The 21,119-nt window shown below is 43.3% G+C and carries 12 protein-coding genes, 2 tRNA genes and 3 rRNA genes; 13 read left to right on the top strand and 4 right to left on the bottom strand.

Annotated features, from left to right (window positions below; translation table 11 throughout):
• The first annotated feature begins 2 nt into the window (after positions 1-2).
• The 7 genes from rplQ (at position 3) to rrf (ending at position 7,646) form a co-directional block, all read left to right on the top strand.
• A complete protein-coding gene (rplQ, locus tag LA303_RS13605; RefSeq protein WP_240525102.1) occupies positions 3-692 on the top strand; it encodes a 50S ribosomal protein L17 in 690 nt (229 codons plus the stop codon).
• A 188-nt stretch (positions 693-880) separates the two neighbouring features.
• Positions 881-1,483, top strand: a complete 603-nt coding sequence (locus LA303_RS09790; protein WP_240525101.1) for a DUF4136 domain-containing protein — start codon at positions 881-883, stop codon at positions 1,481-1,483.
• Between the two features lie 531 nt (positions 1,484-2,014).
• A 16S ribosomal RNA gene (locus LA303_RS09785) occupies positions 2,015-3,534 on the top strand.
• Between the two features lie 360 nt (positions 3,535-3,894).
• Positions 3,895-3,968 (top strand) — tRNA-Ile (locus LA303_RS09780).
• A gap of 138 nt (positions 3,969-4,106) precedes the next feature.
• Positions 4,107-4,180, top strand: a tRNA-Ala gene (locus LA303_RS09775).
• Between the two features lie 271 nt (positions 4,181-4,451).
• A 23S ribosomal RNA gene (locus LA303_RS09770) occupies positions 4,452-7,367 on the top strand.
• A 167-nt stretch (positions 7,368-7,534) separates the two neighbouring features.
• Positions 7,535-7,646, top strand: a 5S ribosomal RNA gene (gene rrf, locus LA303_RS09765).
• The 16S, 23S and 5S rRNA genes sit together here with 2 tRNA genes alongside, the layout of an rRNA operon.
• A 257-nt stretch (positions 7,647-7,903) precedes the next feature.
• Here rrf and LA303_RS09760 read toward each other — a convergent pair.
• A complete protein-coding gene (locus LA303_RS09760; RefSeq protein ID WP_240525100.1) occupies positions 7,904-8,530 on the bottom strand; it encodes a T9SS type A sorting domain-containing protein in 627 nt (208 codons plus the stop codon).
• A 342-nt stretch (positions 8,531-8,872) separates the two neighbouring features.
• Positions 8,873-12,217, bottom strand: a complete 3,345-nt coding sequence (locus LA303_RS09755; protein WP_240525099.1) for a S41 family peptidase — start codon at positions 12,215-12,217, stop codon at positions 8,873-8,875.
• Between the two features lie 295 nt (positions 12,218-12,512).
• Between LA303_RS09755 and LA303_RS09750 the strand changes: the two genes are divergently transcribed.
• Entirely contained in the window at positions 12,513-13,142 is a 630-nt protein-coding gene (locus tag LA303_RS09750; protein ID WP_240525098.1) for a CPBP family glutamic-type intramembrane protease, read from the top strand.
• 41 nt (positions 13,143-13,183) lie between these two features.
• Here LA303_RS09750 and LA303_RS09745 read toward each other — a convergent pair whose 3' ends face one another.
• Together LA303_RS09745 and pyrE are read right to left on the bottom strand one after the other, a co-directional pair.
• Positions 13,184-13,594 (bottom strand): SRPBCC family protein, encoded by a 411-nt coding sequence (locus LA303_RS09745; protein WP_240525097.1) that lies wholly within the window; start codon positions 13,592-13,594, stop codon positions 13,184-13,186.
• Positions 13,595-13,620: 26 nt separating this feature from the next.
• Complete coding sequence (gene pyrE / locus LA303_RS09740) at positions 13,621-14,271, bottom strand: orotate phosphoribosyltransferase (protein WP_240525096.1); 651 nt, start codon at positions 14,269-14,271, stop codon at positions 13,621-13,623.
• Between the two features lie 97 nt (positions 14,272-14,368).
• Here pyrE and LA303_RS09735 point away from each other — a divergent pair, with 97 nt between their 5' ends.
• The 5 genes from LA303_RS09735 to LA303_RS09715 all read left to right on the top strand — a co-directional run bounded on the left by LA303_RS09735 (position 14,369) and on the right by LA303_RS09715 (position 20,919).
• Positions 14,369-14,983: an NUDIX hydrolase gene (locus LA303_RS09735; protein WP_240525095.1), complete on the top strand. Its 615-nt coding sequence runs from the start codon at positions 14,369-14,371 to the stop codon at positions 14,981-14,983.
• Between the two features lie 79 nt (positions 14,984-15,062).
• The gene (coaD, locus tag LA303_RS09730) at positions 15,063-15,521 is read left to right on the top strand and encodes a pantetheine-phosphate adenylyltransferase (protein ID WP_240525093.1); all 459 of its coding nucleotides are present in this window, start codon (positions 15,063-15,065) and stop codon (positions 15,519-15,521) included.
• 94 nt (positions 15,522-15,615) lie between these two features.
• Positions 15,616-17,025 (top strand): peroxiredoxin family protein, encoded by a 1,410-nt coding sequence (locus LA303_RS09725; RefSeq protein WP_240525091.1) that lies wholly within the window; start codon positions 15,616-15,618, stop codon positions 17,023-17,025.
• A 115-nt stretch (positions 17,026-17,140) separates the two neighbouring features.
• Positions 17,141-20,434 carry a preprotein translocase subunit SecA gene (secA, locus tag LA303_RS09720; protein WP_240525089.1) on the top strand — a complete coding sequence of 1,098 codons (3,294 nt, stop codon included), beginning with the start codon at positions 17,141-17,143 and terminating at the stop codon, positions 20,432-20,434.
• Positions 20,435-20,481: 47 nt separating this feature from the next.
• Positions 20,482-20,919, top strand: a complete 438-nt coding sequence (locus LA303_RS09715; protein WP_240525088.1) for a hypothetical protein — start codon at positions 20,482-20,484, stop codon at positions 20,917-20,919.
• Positions 20,920-21,119 lie beyond the last annotated feature (200 nt).

The following is a 21,119-nucleotide window of genomic DNA, read 5'->3' as shown; positions in this document are numbered from 1 at the left end:
CCATGAGACACAGAAAGAGTTTTAATCATCTCGGAAGAACCAGTTCGCACCGGAAAGCTATGTTGGCGAATATGGCCACTTCCCTGATCTTACATAAAAGAATTACCACTACGGTAGCCAAAGCCAAAGCTTTGAGAAGCTATGTTGAGCCTTTGATTACCCGTTCAAAAGACGATACAACCCATTCACGTCGTATTGTATTTAGCTATTTGCAAAGTAAAGAAGCGGTAACGGAACTTTTCCGTGAAGTGGCTAAAAAAGTGGCTGATCGTCCGGGCGGATATACCCGCATCATTAAATTGGGAAACCGTGTAGGCGATAATGCTGAATTGGCCATGATGGAACTGGTTGACTTTAACGAAACCCTGTTGGCTGAAAAATCAGCTACTAAGGCAAAATCTACACGGCGTCGCCGCGGTGGAAAAAAGAAATCAACTGCAACGGCACAGAAAGAAGCTCCTGCTGATACCGCCAAAGAAACAGCTAAAGAAGCAGAAGTGAAAAAAGAAGAAAAAGTGGAAGAAAAGCCGGTTGAAAAAGTAGCAGAAAAGAAAGAGGAAGCTCCGGCTGCCGAAACAAAAAAAGAAGAAGCCCCCAAATCCGAAGTGAAAGAAGAAAAGAAAGAACCTAAAAGCGAGAAGAAACAGGAAGAAAAGGGCGAGAAAAAAGACGAGAACAAAAAGGAAGAATAGCCATTCTTTTTGTTGAACGATTAAAGAAAAACGGATGTCATAGGTATGACATCCGTTTTTTTATACCCATTGTTTCCCCAAATCCGCTTGCAAATCTTTAGAAAAGTTTAAGAAAGAATGGTCTGATTTTTGTAAATCTTTACCGAAATATAATTATTTTTGTTCATTATAAATTAAATGCTAAAAAAATGAAAAGACTATCTTTGATTTTGTTAGGGGTTCTTATGGGAATGATTTTCCTCCCCGGGTGTTCCACCTTAAAGGTAAATTACGATTATGATAAAAATGTAAACTTTGACCAGTACAAAACCTATGAATTTTATGGGTGGGCAAAAGGTTCGGAAAAAAATATCAATTCGCTCGATAGAGAACGTGTTCAGAAAGCTTTTGTGAATGAATTTAAAAAACGGGGAATGACCTATGTAAAAGATCATGGAGATTTGATTGTTTCTCTGTTCTTTGTTACCCGTGAAAAGACCGAAACAACAGCCCATACTACCGGAGCAGGCGTTTATGGCGGCTATTATGGTGGTTATTATGGTTATGGCCCGCGTTGGGGATGGGGACCAGGATTCACTTATTCCACGACTACCTATACACAGCACGAATATAAAGAAGGTACACTCATCGTCAATGTTTTTGATGCCAAAGCCAAAAAGTTGATATGGGAAGGTATTGCTACCGATGTATTAAAAGAAAAACCGGAAGGGCGTGAAGAGCGGATCAAACGTGCTGTGGCCAAGATCATGGAAAACTATCCGGTGAAACCGTTGAACGAAAAAAAGAAATAAGATAGATTTAAAACATTTTTCCAGCCCCGGGATGATTATTTCGGGGCTTTTTCTTTGGTGTTCACGGAGAAAAAAAAGAACTGTATAAAAAAATTATTTATTTAATGACTGATAATAAATAGGTTAAAACAGGCAGTAAAAAAAACACAAAAAAATTTTGTCAAAAATGTTGCCAGGGAATAAAAACTTACTATTTTTGCAGTCCGTTTTTGCGGGAGTACATAGAGAAGATGAGAAGGGGAAGGCGCTTAAGGTTGTTTATTATATAAGCAAGTGATTTAAAGCGTTTTGACGGAGATGCAGAGTAGAGCAAAAATTTTTTTAAAAAAAGTAAAAAAAGGCTTGCGAGAATAAAAAAAGGTATTACTTTTGCACTCCCGTTTTGGAAGAGACGGAAAAAGAAAGAAAGTTCATAGACATAATGAAGCACAGCCAAGAGAAAAGGAACAGCAGGAAGTCCCCTGTCAAAAGACAGGACTTTGAGTAAACAGTCAGGATCTTGAAGGTATAAATTTTTTGAAAAATACTTATACAACGAAGAGTTTGATCCTGGCTCAGGATGAACGCTAGCGGCAGGCTTAATACATGCAAGTCGAGGGGTAAGCACCACTTCGGTGGTGACACGACCGGCGCACGGGTGCGTAACGCGTATGCAACCTACCTCTAACAGGGGGATAGCCCCGAGAAATCGGGATTAATACCTCATAATAATTACATTTCGCATGGGATGTAATTTAAAGCTCCGGCGGTTAGAGATGGGCATGCGTGACATTAGCTAGTTGGTGAGGTAACGGCTCACCAAGGCTACGATGTCTAGGGGTTCTGAGAGGATGATCCCCCACACTGGTACTGAGACACGGACCAGACTCCTACGGGAGGCAGCAGTAAGGAATATTGCGCAATGGAGGCAACTCTGACGCAGCCATGCCGCGTGCAGGAAGACGGCCTTATGGGTTGTAAACTGCTTTTATTTGGGAATAAACCCCTGTTTGCGAACAGGGCTGAAGGTACCAAATGAATAAGCACCGGCTAACTCCGTGCCAGCAGCCGCGGTAATACGGAGGGTGCAAGCGTTATCCGGATTCATTGGGTTTAAAGGGTGCGCAGGCGGATGATTAAGTCAGTGGTGAAATCCCGGGGCTCAACTTCGGAACTGCCATTGATACTGGTCATCTAGAATTCGGTTGGAGTGGGCGGAATGTAGCATGTAGCGGTGAAATGCATAGAGATGCTACAGAACACCGATCGCGAAGGCAGCTCACTAAGCCGACATTGACGCTCAGGCACGAAAGCGTGGGGAGCGAACAGGATTAGATACCCTGGTAGTCCACGCCGTAAACGATGATAACTCGTTGTTGGCGATATACAGTCAGCGACTAAGCGAAAGCGATAAGTTATCCACCTGGGGAGTACGATCGCAAGGTTGAAACTCAAAGGAATTGACGGGGGCCCGCACAAGCGGTGGAGCATGTGGTTTAATTCGATGATACGCGAGGAACCTTACCTGGGCTCAAATGCAGGATGACGTACCGGGAAACCGGTATTTCTTCGGACATCCTGCAAGGTGCTGCATGGTTGTCGTCAGCTCGTGCCGTGAGGTGTCGGGTTAAGTCCCATAACGAGCGCAACCCCTACCCTTAGTTGCCATCAGGTAAAGCTGGGGACTCTAAGGGAACTGCCTACGCAAGTAGAGAGGAAGGTGGGGATGACGTCAAATCAGCACGGCCCTTACGTCCAGGGCTACACACGTGCTACAATGGCCGGTACAGAGGGCAGCCACCCCGTGAGGGGGAGCGAATCTCGAAAGCCGGTCTCAGTTCGGATCGAAGTCTGCAACCCGACTTCGTGAAGCTGGAATCGCTAGTAATCGCGCATCAGCCATGGCGCGGTGAATACGTTCCCGGGCCTTGTACACACCGCCCGTCAAGCCATGGAAGCTGGGGGTACCTGAAGTCGGTAACCGCAAGGAGCTGCCTAGGGTAAAACCAGTGACTGGGGCTAAGTCGTAACAAGGTAGCCGTACCGGAAGGTGTGGCTGGAATACCTCCTTTCTGGAGAGATTCTTAGACTGTTACACAGGGAGAAGGACCGAAAGTTGTACCTTTTCATTGGCGTGCTTTATTTTTGTTAAACATAATGAGGAGAATCCACAGAGAGATGGAAGAAGGAAGTTTGAAGTTAGAAGTGCCTAAAGCACTTCAAATTTCAAGTACTTCACACTTCAGGTATTTGAAGTATTTTCTTTCTCTGTCAACCCTTTAGAGCAAAGGTTTACTGCTCACTAACAGAGAACTTTGTTAAGGGGCGGTTTTGGGAATGAAGAAGGATTAATGATGAATGGCAAATGGTGGTAAGATTACTTCATTTGAGAAGCCTTCAGCATTTATCATTCGACATTAATCAATCCAAACAGTCCCGTAGCTCAGTTGGTTAGAGCACTACACTGATAATGTAGGGGTCCGCAGTTCAAGTCTGCGCGGGACTACAGAGCGGATGTGGGGATGGATGATATAAGATGTCAGATGAGGGATGTTAGATGGTAGGAATTTAAACATCAACCATCCAAAAGAACATCAAGCATCTAAAATCAAACATCAAACATCGAACATCCGAAACGTTCTGAGGGGGATTAGCTCAGTTGGCTAGAGCGCCAGATTTGCATTCTGGAGGTCAAGGGTTCGACTCCCTTATTCTCCACAAGAAGTTGGAAAGCGGAAGACGGAAGTTGGAAGTTTGAAGACGAGAAAAGTTCATAAAGATATTGAGTTACTAAGCATCCGGAAGGTTGAAGGTATATACTACCAGATATGAAGGATGATTGGTAATGGAAGCGAGCAGAAAGGCCGTTTACATGCAGAGTCAGCCGACGCAAGCAATAGACATGTAAAGGTCAGCTCCGGAAGAGTTCATTGACATCATGAGAAAAAGCATACAATTTTACTAGAGAATCGAGTAAAAGAGGAAAGTTAAAAAAGTTACTAAGAGCGTACGGTGGATGCCTAGGCTCTCAGAGGCGATGAAGGACGTGACAAGCTGCGATAAGCTTCGGGGAGGTGCAAATAACCTTTGATCCGGAGATTTCCGAATGGGGCAACCCGGTACCGTGAAGCGGTATCATCCGCCAATTGGCGGAGGCGAACCCGGTGAACTGAAACATCTAAGTAGCCGGAGGAGAAGAAAACAATAGTGATTCCGTAAGTAGTGGCGAGCGAACGCGGAGGAGCCCAAACCAGTATTGTTACGGCAATATTGGGGTAGTAGGACCACGATATCGGACGATAAATTGATAGCAGAACACATCTGGAAAGATGGACCGTAGGGGGTGATAGTCCCGTAAGCGAAATTGATTTATCGGCGTAGTGGTATCCTGAGTAGGGCGGGACCGGTGAAATCCTGTCTGAATCGGCCGGCACCATCCGGCAAGGCTAAATACTCCTGAGAGACCGATAGTGGACAAGTACCGTGAGGGAAAGGTGAAAAGTACTCCGAGCAGGAGGGTGAAATAGAACCTGAAACCGTGCGCTTACAAGCGGTCGGAGTCCGCCAACTGGCGGATGACGGCGTGCCTTTTGCATAATGAGCCTACGAGTTACTCCTCACTGGCGAGGTTAATCCGTTAAAGCGGAGCAGCCGGAGCGAAAGCGAGTCTGAACAGGGCGAAAGAGTCAGTGGGGGTAGACGCGAAACTTGGTGATCTACCCATGGCCAGGTTGAAGCCCCGGTAACACGGGGTGGAGGACCGAACCAGTAGACGTTGAAAAGTCTTTGGATGAGCTGTGGGTAGGGGTGAAAGGCCAATCAAACTGAGAGATAGCTCGTACTCCCCGAAATGCTTTTAGGAGCAGCGTTGGTACTAGTGTCATAGAGGTAGAGCTACTGATTGGGCTAGGGGGCTTCACCGCCTACCAAACCCTGACAAACTCCGAATGCTATGACATGATTACCAGCAGTGAGGGCATGGGTGCTAAGGTCCGTGTCCGAGAGGGAAAGAACCCAGACCATCAGCTAAGGTCCCCAAATATGTGCTAAGTTGACATAACGAGGTCAGACTGCAGAGACAGCTAGGATGTTGGCTTGGAAGCAGCCATTCATTTAAAGAGTGCGTAACAGCTCACTAGTCGAGCGGTTTGGCATGGATGATAATCGGGCATCAAGCACATTACCGAAGCTATGGAATAAGTAAGTAATTATTTATTGGTAGGGGAGCATTCCAGTTACGTTGAAGATGGGTTGTAAGGCCTGTTGGAGTGTCTGGAAAAGCAAATGTAGGCATAAGTAACGATAATGCGGGTGAGAAACCCGCACACCGGAAGACTAAGGTTTCCTGATCAACGCTAATCGGATCAGGGTTAGTCGGGACCTAAGGCGAACCCGAAAGGGGAAGTCGATGGACAATCGGTCAACATTCCGATACCATCTTATATTGCGATGGGGAGACGGAGGAGTGAAAGGCCCGCGTACTGACGGAATAGTACGTTAAACACCGTAGGTATAGGCTCTGTAGGCAAATCCGCAGAGCTTGCTGAAAGTGGATAGTACCACAAATCTTCGGATGCGTGGATAGTGGCCCTAATCCTACTTCCAAGAAAAACCTCTAAGCGTCAGATATAAGATGCCCGTACCGCAAACCGACACAGGTAGTCGAGGAGAGGATCCAAAGGTGCTCGAGTGATTCATGGCTAAGGAACTAGGCAAAATGGCCCCGTAACTTCGGGAGAAGGGGCGCCTGTCGAAAGGCAGGCCGCAGAGAAATGGCCCAGGCGACTGTTTATCAAAAACACATGGCTTTGCAAAATTGAAAGATGAGGTATAAGGCCTGACACCTGCCCGGTGCCGGAAGGTTAAGAGGAGGGGTCATCAGACGGGATTCGTCTTGTCTGAGAAGCTCTGAATTGAAGCCCCGGTAAACGGCGGCCGTAACTATAACGGTCCTAAGGTAGCGAAATTCCTTGTCGGGTAAGTTCCGACCTGCACGAATGGTGCAACGATCTGGGCACTGTCTCAGCCATGAGCTCGGTGAAATTGTAGTAACGGTGAAGATGCCGTTTACCCGCAACGGGACGGAAAGACCCCGTGAACCTTCACTACAGCTTAACATTGACGCTGAATAAGTAATGTGTAGGATAGGTGGGAGACTGTGAAGCGGAGCCGCCAGGTTTCGTGGAGTCGCCCTTGAAATACCACCCTTTGCTTATTTGGCGCCTAATCCGCCGGAAGGCGGAGACAGTGTTTGGTGGGTAGTTTGACTGGGGTGGTCGCCTCCAAAAGAGTAACGGAGGCTTCCAAAGGTACCCTCAGTACGGTTGGTAACCGTACGTAGAGTGCAATGGCATAAGGGTGCTTGACTGTGAGACCAACAAGTCGAGCAGGTACGAAAGTAGGGCATAGTGATCCGGTGGTTCCGCATGGAAGGGCCATCGCTCAAAGGATAAAAGGTACTCCGGGGATAACAGGCTGATCACTCCCAAGAGCTCACATCGACGGAGTGGTTTGGCACCTCGATGTCGGCTCGTCATATCCTGGGGCTGGAGAAGGTCCCAAGGGTTGGGCTGTTCGCCCATTAAAATGGCACGCGAGCTGGGTTCAGAACGTCGCGAGACAGTTCGGTCCCTATCTGTTGTGGGCGTTGGAAGCTTGAGAGGACCTGACCCTAGTACGAGAGGACCGGGTTGGACAAACCTCTGGTGGACCTGCTGTGGCGCCAGCTGCATCGCAGGGTAGCTAAGTTTGGACGAGATAAGCGCTGAAAGCATCTAAGCGCGAAACTCACCTCAAGATGAGGCTTCCTATAAGGGTCGTTAGAGACGATGACGTAGATAGGCTGCAGGTGTAAAGGCAGTAATGTCAAAGCCGAGCAGTACTAATTACCCGAAGACTTTTTAACTGCGATTCACCTTTTACCGGTTTTAGAGCTAAGTTGTATGTTTTTTCGAATGATGTCAAAGATATTGGCGATGGGAGATGGGAGACAGAAGTTGGAAGAGAGAAGACGGAAGTCAGAAGAAAGGAGATAAGACATCTGATAATATTCACCATCAAACATCAAGATCTTAGGGTGACTATAGCGGCAAGGACCACCTCTTCCCATTCCGAACAGAGAAGTTAAGCCTGCCAGCGCCGATGATACTGCCATACCAGGTGGGAAAGTAGGCCGTCGCCGAATTTTTAAAAGCCTCAGCACATTGTGTTGGGGCTTTTTTTTGTGGGTATAAGAGATTAAGCCTGCCTGAATGGCGCTGTTGACAACATCTGTGTTAATTGGGTAGGTATTATTTCCTGAATAAAAAATATGAAATTATTTAAAGATAGATCAATACAAAGCAATTCTGGTTCAGTAAAATGCGATGTATTTATAAACTCATGAGAAAGCTTTAACTATCTCCATTTGCTTCAAATATTTTTCATTGGATTTTGTTATCACTAATCGGCAATAGGCTGGATGATAAGTAAATGAAAAATATAAATTTTATGTAGGGTGTGAACTTTTGCAAGGTAGTTTCCTGCCACCAGATCGGTTAGGTTGATATTGATATGGCCTGCGGTAAGAATATCTTTCTTTTGCCTGATGCATTTTCCAGAGTTATCAAAAATTCGGATTATGCATTCACCTGTTTGATCAGGAAGCACGAACGTAAAGCGACCTGCAGAAGGATTGGGAAACACTTGGCCAGGACTTAGCTTTTTCGCATTGTTGACCCCAGACAAATTAAATTGTGCAGCAATATCTTCAAATAACTTCGTCCCAAAAGCTGTAATAGATATAGATGTGGTATCGTACTGCAAAAAAGTGTATATAGCTGTATTTTGACCAGGTACTTTTTGTCCCTTCCACGAAATAGCCACCACCATACTGCCGTTTGATATCGCTCCTGCCACGGCATAAGATGTATCGTTGATAATTATTTCTGTGGGGCCTTTGGTGATAGACAAATTGGAATAATCTGCAGCGAACTTTTCCAGTACAAGATTAGTCTGGGTTTGATACGTCTGGGCAGAAACCATTAGACTTAGCAAAACAAAACCTGCCGCAAGGGAAAAATATTTCATAACGGTTTTTAATTTTTTATCAAAGTTAAATGTTTTTTTTTAGGCTGTTTTATCTAAAAATTTGCTTTTTGCTTGTTCTGCTTGATTAAAGGACTGTAATATAAAAGTTTCGGAACATTTAAAATATAGAAAAGAACAATTATTACGATGAGTAGGTAACTTGATGCGTCATAAATATGTGCTAAGCTGGAAAATTGTACAGGGAACAATGGAAGTGGCGGTACAGGATTATAACAGCTGTCTTAATGTTGTTAATCAGGCAGATACAATGCCTTTATTTAGAGTAAAAAAACGGCTGTTTCTGTAAAAGAAACAGCCGTTGCAAAGCGCATTGAATTGATTTTATGGATTAGCAGGATTGGTGCCTGATGCATCTTTTCCTGATGGATAAGCCGGCATTTCTTTTGGTGGTTGCGGAAGATTTTCCGGATGTTCTTTGATTTTCTTCATGAGATAATCGATGGCTGTATCCAGTTGTTTGTCTTTTCCAGCCATAACATCTCCTGGCAAATCATCGACCCGGATATCCGGACTGACACCGTGATTTTCAATGATCCATTTCGAATCCAGTCCGTAAATACTGTTTTGAGAAACGACCAGACTACCACCGTCAATGAGTGTCCATACATTGCTATAACCTCTTACTCCTCCCCAAGTTCTGGTTCCGATCAGTGGACCTAAACCGTATTTGCGGAAGTAATAGGGGAACATGTCGCCGTCAGAAGCAGAATAGTGATTAATCAGCGTGACTTTCGGTCCGTTAAGTACTTGAGCTGGATAACGCAGTGCGCCACGTACCCGGTCAGTGCTCATCCCGATGAGCACTCTTCTGAGCCGTTCAAGAACAATCTGGTCGATAAATCCACCACCATTAAAGCGATCGTCGATGATCAACCCTTGTTTGCTGATTTGCGGGTAAAATTGATGGACAAATTGATCCATTCCCAAGGCTTCCATGTCGGACAGGTAAATGTAGCCGATTTTTCCGTCTGATTTTTTATTGACGTATTGCCGTTTGGTGCGGATCCAGTTTAATAAACGCAGATTCAGTTCACTGGAAATAGGTTTAACAACTACGTCATGTTTATTTTTTCCGGCAGGATCGCTGGCTACGGTAAGGGTTACCTGTTTTCCTACCGTGTTAACAAACAAGCTGTAAGGATTAACCGGTGCTTTTAAAGGCTGTCCGTTTACGGCAAGAAGATAATCCCCTTGTTTTACATTTACACCAGGTTGTGTAAGCGGAGAATGATAACCTTCTCGGGTGTTATCGCCCTGGTAGATCTTTTTGAAGTAATATCGTCCGGATGCTTTATTTAAGCCAAAATCTACTCCCAGTAATCCGGTAGGATTGTATTTGCCGGTGTAATCATCATCACCACCCCAAACATAAGTATGTGAATTGCCCAATTCGCCAATCATTTCGCCAATCAGGTAATTCAGATCTTCACGAGAACCCAATTGGGGAAGTAGTTTGGCATAGCGATTTCCGATTTCTTCCCAGTTTACTCCGTTCATTTTAGAATTATAGAAGTAATCGCGGAAAAGTCGCCATGACTGATGATACATTTCATCCCATTCGGCTTTGGGATTGATTTGTGTTTTCATATTTGCGGTTGCCAGCATGTGGGCATCTTTTCCGTTTGTGGCCTTTGACGGAATCATATAAAATTTCCCTTTTTCCGTATACAGAATTGTACTTCCATCGGCACTAAGTACGTAAGCTCCCACGTGGTTTTTCAGAATCGTAGTTTCTTTTTTCTTGTTAAGATGGTAGACTTTTAGTGCGCTTTCTCCACTTCCTGGCAAAGGCCCTTCGATGGTTTGCAGCGGGTAGGTTTGGAAATAAATATTATTTCCGAAAACCTGAAGATTTCCGTAGTCATTGGCTTCAATGGGAAGTGATACTGCTCTTTGCATCAATCCGTTCAGATCAATATGAATAGGAGCAGAAGCCTCCGGTTTCCACGGACCGGCAGCGGATGATTTTTTCTTTTGTGTTGAAGGAATACCTTCGTCTGATTTCGGAGCAAACGGTGATTTTTCACCTTTTTGCAGTGTAGCCACATAAATTCCGGTCATTTTCAGCGTGGCAATATTAAATTCCGTTTCGCTGAAAGTGGGATTCTCATGACGGGCTGAAACAAAATAGAGATATTTTCCATCAGGCGAGAACACGGGATCATTGTCGTTGTACATCCCCGTACTTACTTTGGTGATTTTTTTATTATCCAAATTGTAAAAATAGATTTGTTGCAGACCGCTTTTGTTGGTTTTAGTATAAGCAATCCATTTACCATCAGGCGACCAACTGTAGCTTCTAATCGGATTCAGTTTGTCCTGGTCAATACGAACTGCTTTTTTGTCTTTCAGTGAGATGTACCAAAGTTGATGCATGTTATCGGAAAAAGCAATTTTAGCACTTCCCGGACTCCATACCGGATGCAGAAAATAACCGGTTTTGAAATGGGTAAGAATTTCTTCTTTACCGGATCCGTCCGAAGGCCGGATAGCCAGTTCATTCTCTCCGGTTCTGTCGGTCATGTAAGCAATCCATTTGCCGTTAGGAGACCAGCTGGCATATTGTTCTTGTGCTCCTGAGCTATGGGTAAGATTGCGAATAGCGCCATGTTTGGCCGGAACCGTGAAAAGGTCGCCACGGGCATCAAAAAGGGCTCTTTTGCCATTAGGGGCAATATCAAAACTGCGGATTTGTTTGCTTACGTTTACCCAACGTGGCCGGGTACGTACGCCGTCAGCAGGAACGGTTACATTGATTTTATGCAGTTGTTCCGATGGAAGATCCAGTACATAAAGGTTTCCTCCTTCCTGAAAAACAATACCGTTATTGCCAAGAGAAGGCCAATCCACATCGTAGTCTTTAAAATGGGTAACTTGTCTGAACGTTTTGGTTTGCGTATTGTAAGCCCAGATATTCAGCCGGTTGGCCGGACCATGATCGGATGCAAAATAAATGGTGTTTTTGTACCACATGGGATAGGTTTCGGTTCCTTTCCAATTGGTAACCTGCTGAATGGCATGTGTTTTTAAATCATATATCCAGATGTTCTGGGCCAGTCCTCCGTTATAATGTTTCCAGGTACGAAAGTTCCTGAAAATACGATTGTAAGCAATCTTGCTGCCATCAGGGCTGTAGGAAAGTACTCCGCCTTTGGGCAACGGGAGTTGTTGGGGAAGTCCTCCTAATTTATTGACTTCAAACAATTGGCCAAACCAGGAATTCCAGGTGTTTCTTCTGGAAAGAAAAACGATATCTTTTCCGTCGGGTGTCCAGGTAACCACCATGTTATTCGGTCCCCAGCGGGTAGGAGCCTTTTTTACTACGTCAGAATGGTAGGTGAGTCTTTTTGCTGGGCCACCATCCGCCGGGATGGTGTAAACATCTACATTTCCGTCGTATTGTCCGGTAAAGGCAATGGTTTTACCATCGGGTGAAAACCGGGGCATCATGTCATACCCTCCGTCAGTTGTCAGCCGGACGGCGGTGCCTCCCTCCCGGTTTACTTTCCATAAGTTACCGGCTGCTTCAAACACAATGGTGTTGTTGTGCAGGGTGGGAAAACGACAGAGCAGATGATTTTGCTCCGGAGTAGCTGAAAAGGCAGCTACTGTACTTCCACTGAGAAACAGCAGAAGAATGAGTCGAAATAAGCTGTTTTTTTTCATGATAAAATGTTTAAAAATTATTTTTTGGGTTTTTTGGTTCATGGTAATGTGTCCAAAATTTTTGTCGCCTAAATCACGGCCTTTATTATAAGGTACAAAGGTAAAGGATACCTTTCTAAGAATTAAAAAAATTAAGAAATTTTAACCCAAATTCATATTGAAACCGGGAGCTTGTTTTTGAAAAAGAATTTAAAGAGAGTACTTTTGTTGTGTGTAAATAAACTCGTTTCAAAGAGACCTTGTGATGTATGCTGTTACAAAAAATTTGGTTGCCTATTTTAAGAATCCGGTTTATTTGAAAAGAGAAAAGATAAAGTGGAAATTATTTTTCTTTTTATTTTTTTTCGTTTGGTTTTACAGCATTCCTTTAAATATTCTTTCTTATGGATTGATGAAAGCGTTGCATCTGCATAATTTACTGGATATGTTAAAGGGAAAATCGTTGCTAAAAATACTTTTCCTGGCCATAACAGCCCCTGTGTTGGAGGAATTCTTGTTTCGGTTGTTGTTGAAGCCTTCTGTGAAAAATTTGGTTTGGTATGTTTCCTTTTTTTCCGCTGTCTTCATTTTTGATCTTTTATTAGGAAAAACAAAGGGAATGATATTTCTGGCAGGTTTATTATTGGTACCCGCCATTTTATTAGTGAAAAGAAATGGGTTAAAAAGATTTCAGAAGTGGTTTTTAAAGCATTTTAGACTGTTTTTTTATTTGAGTTGTTTGCTTTTTGGGATGCTGCATATTGGCAATTTTTCCCCTTTATCCTGGTCGCTCCTTTTTTGGGGACCTTTGTTAGTTTTACCCCAACTTTTTGCTGGCTTGGTATTAGGATATATCCGGATGCGTTTTGGAATAGTCTATTCTATACTATTCCATTTTTCGTACAATATGTTATTCCTTTTTCCTATTATCTTAGGAAAAATATGAACATCGAAACAGAAAAGCAAAATTTCTGATACCGGGCAAATTTATTGGTTGGCAAAAACCTTTTCTAACTCCATAGAAATAGTATTGGCCAGATTTTCAAAAGGTTTCCGGGCAAACATGGCCAGCATCGGATTCAGGTCGGCATCTACATGTACCTGGACCGTGCTGTGTTGTTCATTTAAAGTGTCGGGAGAAATTTTTACCAACAGACTGAAGTTTACCGGACTTTTGCCATCAGGAACAAGTTCCAGTAAAGAGGGGTGCTCCTTGCGGGCAAATTTTAGTTTAATGTCAGCAATTCCTTTGATGGTAAAAGAACAGGTTTCTTCTGATGATTGCCAATTGACAATTTGTTCGGGCATTAATGCTTCGTAATTGTTAAAATTGCTCAAGAACTCAAAAACCTTATTTTGACTTGCTCCCACATGAGCTTCTTTTCCGTCTATTTTCATCTGTTTATATTTTTAAATAAAAAAGGTTATGAATGGGCCTGACTCCATTTTTCCGGGTCTTTTCGCCATTCTTGTAATGAATTGATCATCTTTTTTGTGATTTTATTTTCTTCGAGTGCCGTTTGTATCAGATAGTGATAATCAGAAAGAGAAATCAGTTTGCATTGCGCTGCCCGGAAGTTTTCATCTGCTACAGGCAGATCATAAGTAAATATGGAAACCATTCCGGCTACCCGGATTCCGGCTTCTCTTAGTGCTTTAACGGCAGCCAGACTGCTTTTGCCGGTAGAGACTAAATCTTCTACAACAACTGCAGTTTGACCTTTTTCCCAATGGCCTTCAATTTGATTGGTTAGTCCGTGGTTTTTGGCCGAAGACCTTACATAAATAAAGGGCAGATCCAGTTCCTGGGCCACCAGCACCCCTTGCGGAATGCCTGCTGTGGCTACACCGGCAATTATTTGGACATTCTCAAAGAATTGTTTTATAGCCCGGGATAACTCCTGCCGGATGTATGTTCTGATGGCCGGATAGGAGAGTGTGCGTCTGTTGTCACAGTAAATGGGCGAGTGCAAACCGGAAGCCCAGGTGAAAGGATGTTCCGGTTGTAACCGAATAGCATCTGTTTCCAGTAATTTCCGGGCCGTTTGCTCTGCCGTTTCCGAATTGAATACCATGCAACAAAAATAAAATTTTTTGTAGTAAAACTTTTTCCGATTCCGACAAAAGAACCCGCTGGACAAAGAATGCTTATTTTTGTAAAAAAATTATGCCATGATACCCATTTATTATCTTGATAATGTGTTGTTTTTATTAGATGAAAAAGATGAATATCCGGAAGCTCCCATAGAATTTCAGGATAAAAAAGCTTTCATCCGGTTTGTGAAAAACTGGATTGATGAAGAAAATCAGCGAAAAGATGTGGCCATTACGGGAGCAGGAGAAAAGAAATTGTTTCATGACCTGAAAAAACAATTTCATTATGTTGAAGCTGCCGGCGGTGTGGTACGCAATCGCGAGAATCAGCTGCTGTTTATCCGCCGCTGGAATATCTGGGACTTGCCCAAAGGTAAAGTAGATGGAAAGGAAGCGGCAGAACATTGTGCTTTGCGCGAAGTAGAAGAAGAGACTGGTGTTTCCGGATTACAGATTACCGGTAAGCTACCATCGAGTTTTCATTTTTATTACTACAAAGAGAAATTATATTTGAAAAAAACGTTTTGGTTTTGGATGGAAACGGAATACAATGGTGCCTTGAAGCCTCAGCTTGAAGAGGATATTTCGGAAGTGAAATGGCTGAGTGCTGAAGAATGCCGTGAGGCTTTTCGCCAAACATACCGGTCATTGCGGGATAATTTACAAGATCCGGTTTGCCGTTTATATGCTTAGAAATGTAAATGTCTGGAAACTTTTTTCTCCGGAAGGAGAACTCTTGTTATCTTTACCCTTTCAAATTTAATTTAGAAAAATGGAAAAAATAGCCCTGTTTCCTGGTTCTTTTGACCCCATCACCTTGGGGCATGTATCGGTGATTCGTCGTGCTTTGCCTCTGTTTGACAAGATCGTTATTGCTATCGGCAAAAATTCAGAAAAAAAGCAGATGTTCTCTTTGACCAAGCGGAAAGCCTGGATAGAAGAAGTATTTAAGGATGAACCGGCAGTGGAAGTGCAAACGTACACCGGCCTTACGGTAGATTTTTGCAAAAGAATAAATGCCCGCTTTATTTTGCGCGGGTTGCGTACATCGGCCGATTTTGAGTTTGAACGGAGCATTGGCCAGATAAACCGCAGGTTGTATCCCGAAATTGACACCGTTTTTATCCTGACCGAACCCGAATATACGCCCATATCTTCTTCGGTGGTACGTGATGTGTATCGTCATGGTGGAGATATCAGCGGAATGGTGCCGATGGAAATTGTTCTGTAAAAACCGTTTTTTTGGAAAAGGTTCTTAAAAAGGCAAAAAGCAGAATATCTGTGAAAAAACGGCGTTATACCCGAGAAGAAAAGACAGGTTGAACATGAGAAGACAGATTCAAATCGGTTGTGTATCTTTTTTATTGCTTTTTTCAGGATGGCTGCAGGCACAAACGGTTAAAATTTCAGGAAAGGTTTCAGGATTTGAACCGGGAAGTCTGGTGCGGGTGCGGGTTTATGCCGATCAGTTTTCACGCTTAAAAAAAACGATGGCCGCTGTACGGACTGATTCGGCAGGATTTTTTGAATTGTCGTTTCCGTTAAAAAAAACCACTTTTGCTTTATTGGATGTTAATCTGAAACAAACTTCTTTTTATCTGCAGCCAGGAGCTGTTTATCATTTTCAGATTACACAGGATTCGGCAGCCCGTCAGTTTCATTCGTTTTATGCGCCTTTGCAGGCAACCTTTCAGGCTTCTGATGACAGCTTAAATGCTTTTATCGAACGTTACGATGATTTGTTCAGCCAGTTTATTAATCGTCATTTTCGTGATGTTTATCAATTTCATAACCGGCAAATTTTCAATCAGTTTAAGCAACAGGTAAAAGCGCGTTTTTCTCAGGTGGAGAATCCGTATGTTAAGCAGTATATTCATTATTCACTGGCTTCTATGGAGTGGGGCGGTCGAATGCGCTCGTTACCGGAAATAGTACAGAATGAATTTGCTGGTCATCCGGTTTTATATAACAACATCCAATACACGAACTTTTTTACCGATTTTTTTCAGGCTTATTTTCAGTCAACGGTAAAAAAACCGGTTACCCTTGATAAATTGCAACAACTGATTCCTGAACATAATTTACAGAAACTGGATGCTTTGTATGCTCAGGCACCGGCTTTAAATTCTGACAGGCGGGTGAGAGAGCTTGCCGAAATGGTGCAATGGGCATCGCTTTATCATCAGCCCGGATTTGATCCCAGCGATATCGAGGCCCTTTTCCGGCAAATGGAGATCAAAAGTCCTTTTGCCGAAAACAGGAAAATAGCAGAAGATTACCGGGTAAAACTTCGTCAAATGCAACCCGGAACACCAGCTCCGGCTTTCCGGCTGCCTGATTTTACCGGAAAAGAATTTTCTTTAAAAGATTTTAGAGGAAAATTTGTTTTGATAAGCTTTATCGGAACGCATTGTCCGGTGTGTAATTTTCAGCTTAACCAGCTGAAAAGTTTACAGCAAAACCTCATTGATTTTACCAACTTAACCATAGTTTCCGGTAAAGTAACATCTGATTTTATACAGAATGCCAAGCCTTTACAACGGCAATGGCCTTTTCTGTTGCTTGGAAAAGATATTCTACTGCTCGAGAAATATCAAATCGTAAATTACCCGGCATATGTTTTAATTGGCCCTGCTGGACGTATTATCATGGCTCCGGCTCCCATGCCGGATGAAAATCTGGAACAGCGGATTCATTCCGTAATTAATGCCTATAAAAAAAGATTACAAAATTAGACGGCTATTCAATACCTTTGCATCAGATTTTACGTTGATAAATACGAATGGATAACAACCGTTCATTTATTTCGGAACAATAATTGATAATAAGAGATCTCAACGATATTAAATTATGATAGGTTTTATTAAAAAGATTATAGGAGACAAGGCTTCACGAGACAGAAAAGCCATCAATCCTATTGTCAATAAAGTAAAAGAGGCTTACGAAAGTATCAAAACCCTCAGTAATGATGAGCTAAGAGCCAAAACACAGGAGTTTAAACAAAAAATTGCTGCCAATATTGCGGAGGAAGAAAAAGAGCTGAATACTCTCAAGCAACAAATTGAAAACAACCTGGACATGCCCATGCATGAAAAGGAAAAAATTTATGACCGCATTGACAAACTATCGTCTCATATATACGACAAAACACAGGAAGTATTGGATGAACTTCTTCCTGAAGCCTTTGCTGTGATGAAAGAGACGGCCCGCCGGTTTAAGGATAATGATGAAGTAGAAGTAACCGCTAATGAGTATGACCGCCATCTGGCCACAATCATGGATAATGTGCGCATTGAAGGTGATAAAGCCTATTATAAAAATCAGTGGATGGCCGGTGGAAACCTGATTACCTGGGATATGGTGCATTACGATGTGCAGCTTTTTGGTGGCGTGGTACTTCATCAGGGTAAAATTGCCGAAATGGCTACCGGTGAAGGAAAAACATTGGTAGCTACCCTGCCGGTTTATCTGAATGCTCTTCCCGGTAAAGGAGTACATGTGGTAACGGTGAATGATTACCTGGCTAAACGTGATGCCGAGTGGATGGGGATGTTGCTGGAATTTCACGGACTGCGTGTAGATTGTATTGACAAACATGAACCCAGTTCTCACGAACGTCGCCAAGCTTATTTGGCTGATGTAACTTACGGAACCAACAATGAGTTCGGTTTTGACTATTTGCGTGACAACATGACAGGTGAACCCGATGAAATGGTGCAACGCGAACCGTATTACAGCATTGTGGACGAAGTGGACTCGGTATTAATTGATGATGCCCGTACTCCGTTGATTATTTCAGGACCTACACCTTCCGGTGAAAAACATGAGTTTGATAAACTGAAGGGGGATGTGGAAAAACTCTACAATGCCCAAAAAAATCTGGTTTCCCATCTGATTGCCGATGCGCGTAAGATATTAAAAACCAATCCTAAAGGTGATGAGCTGAATAAAGCCGGCGATCTGATTTTCCGCGCTTACCGCGGATTGCCTAAAAACCATGCGCTGATCAAATTATTGAGCGAAGAAGGAAACAAAGCCCTGATGCAAAAACGCGAAAGCTTTTATTTGCAGGAGCAGGCAAAGAATATGCACATCATTGATGATGAGCTTTATTTTGTGATTGATGAAAAGAACAATACGGCCGATTTAACGGAAAAAGGAATCGACCTGCTGACCAAATCATACAACGATCCGGACTTTTTCATTTTGCCCAACATTGGCGAAAAGATTGCCGAGCTGGAAAATATGGGGCTCGATGAAAAAGATTTGCTGGAGAAAAAGAATGAAATGATCAACGACTATTCCATCAAGTCGGAAAGGGTGCATACGGTTATTCAGCTGCTGAAAGCATACACCCTTTTCGAAAAAGATGTGGAATATGTAATTATTGATAACAAAGTAAAAATCGTTGACGAGCAAACCGGCCGTATTATGGAAGGCCGGCGGTATTCCGACGGGTTGCATCAGGCTATTGAAGCCAAGGAAAATGTCAAAGTGGAAGCAGCCACCCAAACGTATGCAACCATTACGTTGCAGAATTATTTCAGGATGTACAAGAAGTTGGCCGGTATGACCGGTACAGCTGAAACGGAAGCCGGTGAGTTTTGGGATATTTATAAGCTGGATGTGGTGGTAATTCCTACCAACAAGCCGGTAATCCGCGAAGATAAAGACGATTTGGTTTATAAAACCAAGCGTGAGAAATATGCCGCTGTGATTGATGAAATTGAAAATCTGGTCAATCAAAAACGTCCGGTATTGGTGGGGACAACCTCGGTGGAAACTTCGGAGTTGTTGAGTAAGATGCTGACACGTCGGCATATCGATCATAATATTCTGAATGCTAAATTGCACTTTAAAGAGGCACAAATCATTAAAGAAGCCGGACAGGCCGGAAGAGTAACCATTGCCACCAACATGGCGGGTCGTGGTACCGATATTAAACTGGGACCCGGCGTAGTGGAAGCCGGCGGATTGGCTATTATTGGTACCGAACGGCATGATTCACGGCGGGTTGACCGTCAGTTGCGCGGACGTGCCGGTCGTCAGGGTGACCCGGGAAGCTCACAGTTTTATGTTTCGTTGGAAGACGACCTGATGCGAATGTTCAGCTCCGGGCGTGTGGCCGGAATCATGGACCGCCTGGGGTTGAAAGAAGGTGAAGTGATTCAGCACTCCATGATCACCAAGTCCATCGAAAGGGCACAGAAAAAAGTGGAAGAAAACAACTTTGGTATCCGGAAACGGTTGCTGGAGTACGACGATATCATGAATACCCAGCGTGAGGTCATCTATAAAAAAAGGCGTCATGCCCTCTTTGGTGACCGGCTGGCCATGGATATTTCCAATATGATGTACGATTTGTGCGAGCAAATTGTAACGGAAAATCAGGAAAATGCCGATTATGAAAACTTTAAAATGCAGTTACTCCGGATGCTTTCTACAGAGCCGGTAGTTACCGAAAAAGAGTTTTTGGCACTTCCTGCCACAGAAATTACCGAAAAACTGTACGATAAGGTTTATAAATCGTACCTGCTTAAACGAAACCGGATCATTGAGCAAACGTTGCCGGTAGTAAAAGATGTGTACGAAAACCAGACACAGTACGAAAATATTGCCATTCCGTTTTACGACGGACAGAAACAGGTGCAAATTATTGCCAACCTGAAAAAAGCAGTTGAATCGGAAGGAAAAGAAATTCCGCTGGCCTTTGAAAAAGGCATTGTGCTGAGTACCATTGATGATGCCTGGAAAGAGCAGCTTCGTGAAATGGACGACCTGAAACAATCGGTGCAAAATGCTTCGTACGAGCAGAAAGATCCGCTGTTGGTATATAAATTTGAGTCGTTTAATCTTTTTAAACAGATGATTGAAAAGATTAATCGCGAGGTGGTTTCCTTCCTGGTTCGTGCCGATATTTACAATCCGAACCAGCAGATGTTTAAAGAAGCCCACATCAACCGCGGAATTGATCGTTCCAAGATTCGTGAGCAACGCGGCGACATGCTGTCACAGGCAAATGCCGATACCCAGCAAAAGGTAAAACCTCAGCCGGTCCGGGTGGCCAAAAAAGTAGGACGAAATGATCCTTGTCCGTGCGGAAGTGGAAAAAAATATAAAAACTGTTGTGGCAGAAACGTATAAAGGAGAGGAAGAATTGTTATTTTTGTGAACAACCAATTTTCTTTCTCATGAAGAACTACGTCAGCCTTTTATTACTTGGTGTGGCCATCCTCTTTGTTTTCTCGGGTGCCGATTGTAATAAAGCGTCCACAGGTCCTGAAATTCCTTTGTATAGTTATCTTGATCCGATTATTGATCCGCCGGATACGTTCCAAGTAGCGTATAATTTAAGTACCTATGGCGATAAAATAGCGAATGTGACCTTTAAAGACAGTGCGGTGTGGCTCATTGAAAAGCTGGGCGCCGGCAAAGTGATCTTTAAAGCCGTGAACCCGCAGGAAGGAACTACATTTATTATTGAAAGTGCAGACACGCTGGCACTGAAAGGCGGGCTGTCATATGCTTTTATTGCCAATAACAATAATTATACGGATATCGGAAATTATTTTGTTCAGTTTACCAAATTGCCGTTAAGCTACGACTCATTTGAACCAAAATTCAAATAGCTGAAAGAATTTTTTTTCATTCCTTGTAGGTTCAAAAGAATTTTTTCTACATTTACCCCCGTAAATAACAGATAAAAAATGTTACCATTGTCCGTCATCCATATTCCTGCTTCAGGCTCCTGTTTTTCAGGGCACGGGCGTTTGGTGTCTGTTGTTACCGGTACTACCACCACAACCCCTTAGGGGGTTAATGTTTTCAT

The sequence above is a fragment of the Candidatus Sulfidibacterium hydrothermale genome (genome assembly GCF_020149915.1).
Classification (GTDB): domain Bacteria; phylum Bacteroidota; class Bacteroidia; order Bacteroidales; family F082; genus Sulfidibacterium; species Sulfidibacterium hydrothermale.
Note: the sequence above shows the minus strand (reverse complement) of the source record. Positions and strands in the feature narration are given on the sequence as shown.

Excerpts from the sequence above, each read along its gene's own strand:
- rplQ (WP_240525102.1), top strand. The coding sequence starts at position 3 with ATGAGACACAGAAAGAGTTTTAATCATCTCGGAAGAACCAGTTCGCAC.
- LA303_RS09790 (WP_240525101.1), top strand. The coding sequence starts at position 881 with ATGAAAAGACTATCTTTGATTTTGTTAGGGGTTCTTATGGGAATGATT.
- LA303_RS09760 (WP_240525100.1), bottom strand. The coding sequence starts at position 8,530 with ATGAAATATTTTTCCCTTGCGGCAGGTTTTGTTTTGCTAAGTCTAATG.
- LA303_RS09755 (WP_240525099.1), bottom strand. The coding sequence starts at position 12,217 with ATGAAAAAAAACAGCTTATTTCGACTCATTCTTCTGCTGTTTCTCAGT.
- LA303_RS09745 (WP_240525097.1), bottom strand. The coding sequence starts at position 13,594 with ATGAAAATAGACGGAAAAGAAGCTCATGTGGGAGCAAGTCAAAATAAG.
- pyrE (WP_240525096.1), bottom strand. The coding sequence starts at position 14,271 with ATGGTATTCAATTCGGAAACGGCAGAGCAAACGGCCCGGAAATTACTG.
- LA303_RS09735 (WP_240525095.1), top strand. The coding sequence starts at position 14,369 with ATGATACCCATTTATTATCTTGATAATGTGTTGTTTTTATTAGATGAA.
- coaD (WP_240525093.1), top strand. The coding sequence starts at position 15,063 with ATGGAAAAAATAGCCCTGTTTCCTGGTTCTTTTGACCCCATCACCTTG.
- LA303_RS09725 (WP_240525091.1), top strand. The coding sequence starts at position 15,616 with ATGAGAAGACAGATTCAAATCGGTTGTGTATCTTTTTTATTGCTTTTT.
- secA (WP_240525089.1), top strand. The coding sequence starts at position 17,141 with ATGATAGGTTTTATTAAAAAGATTATAGGAGACAAGGCTTCACGAGAC.
- LA303_RS09715 (WP_240525088.1), top strand. The coding sequence starts at position 20,482 with ATGAAGAACTACGTCAGCCTTTTATTACTTGGTGTGGCCATCCTCTTT.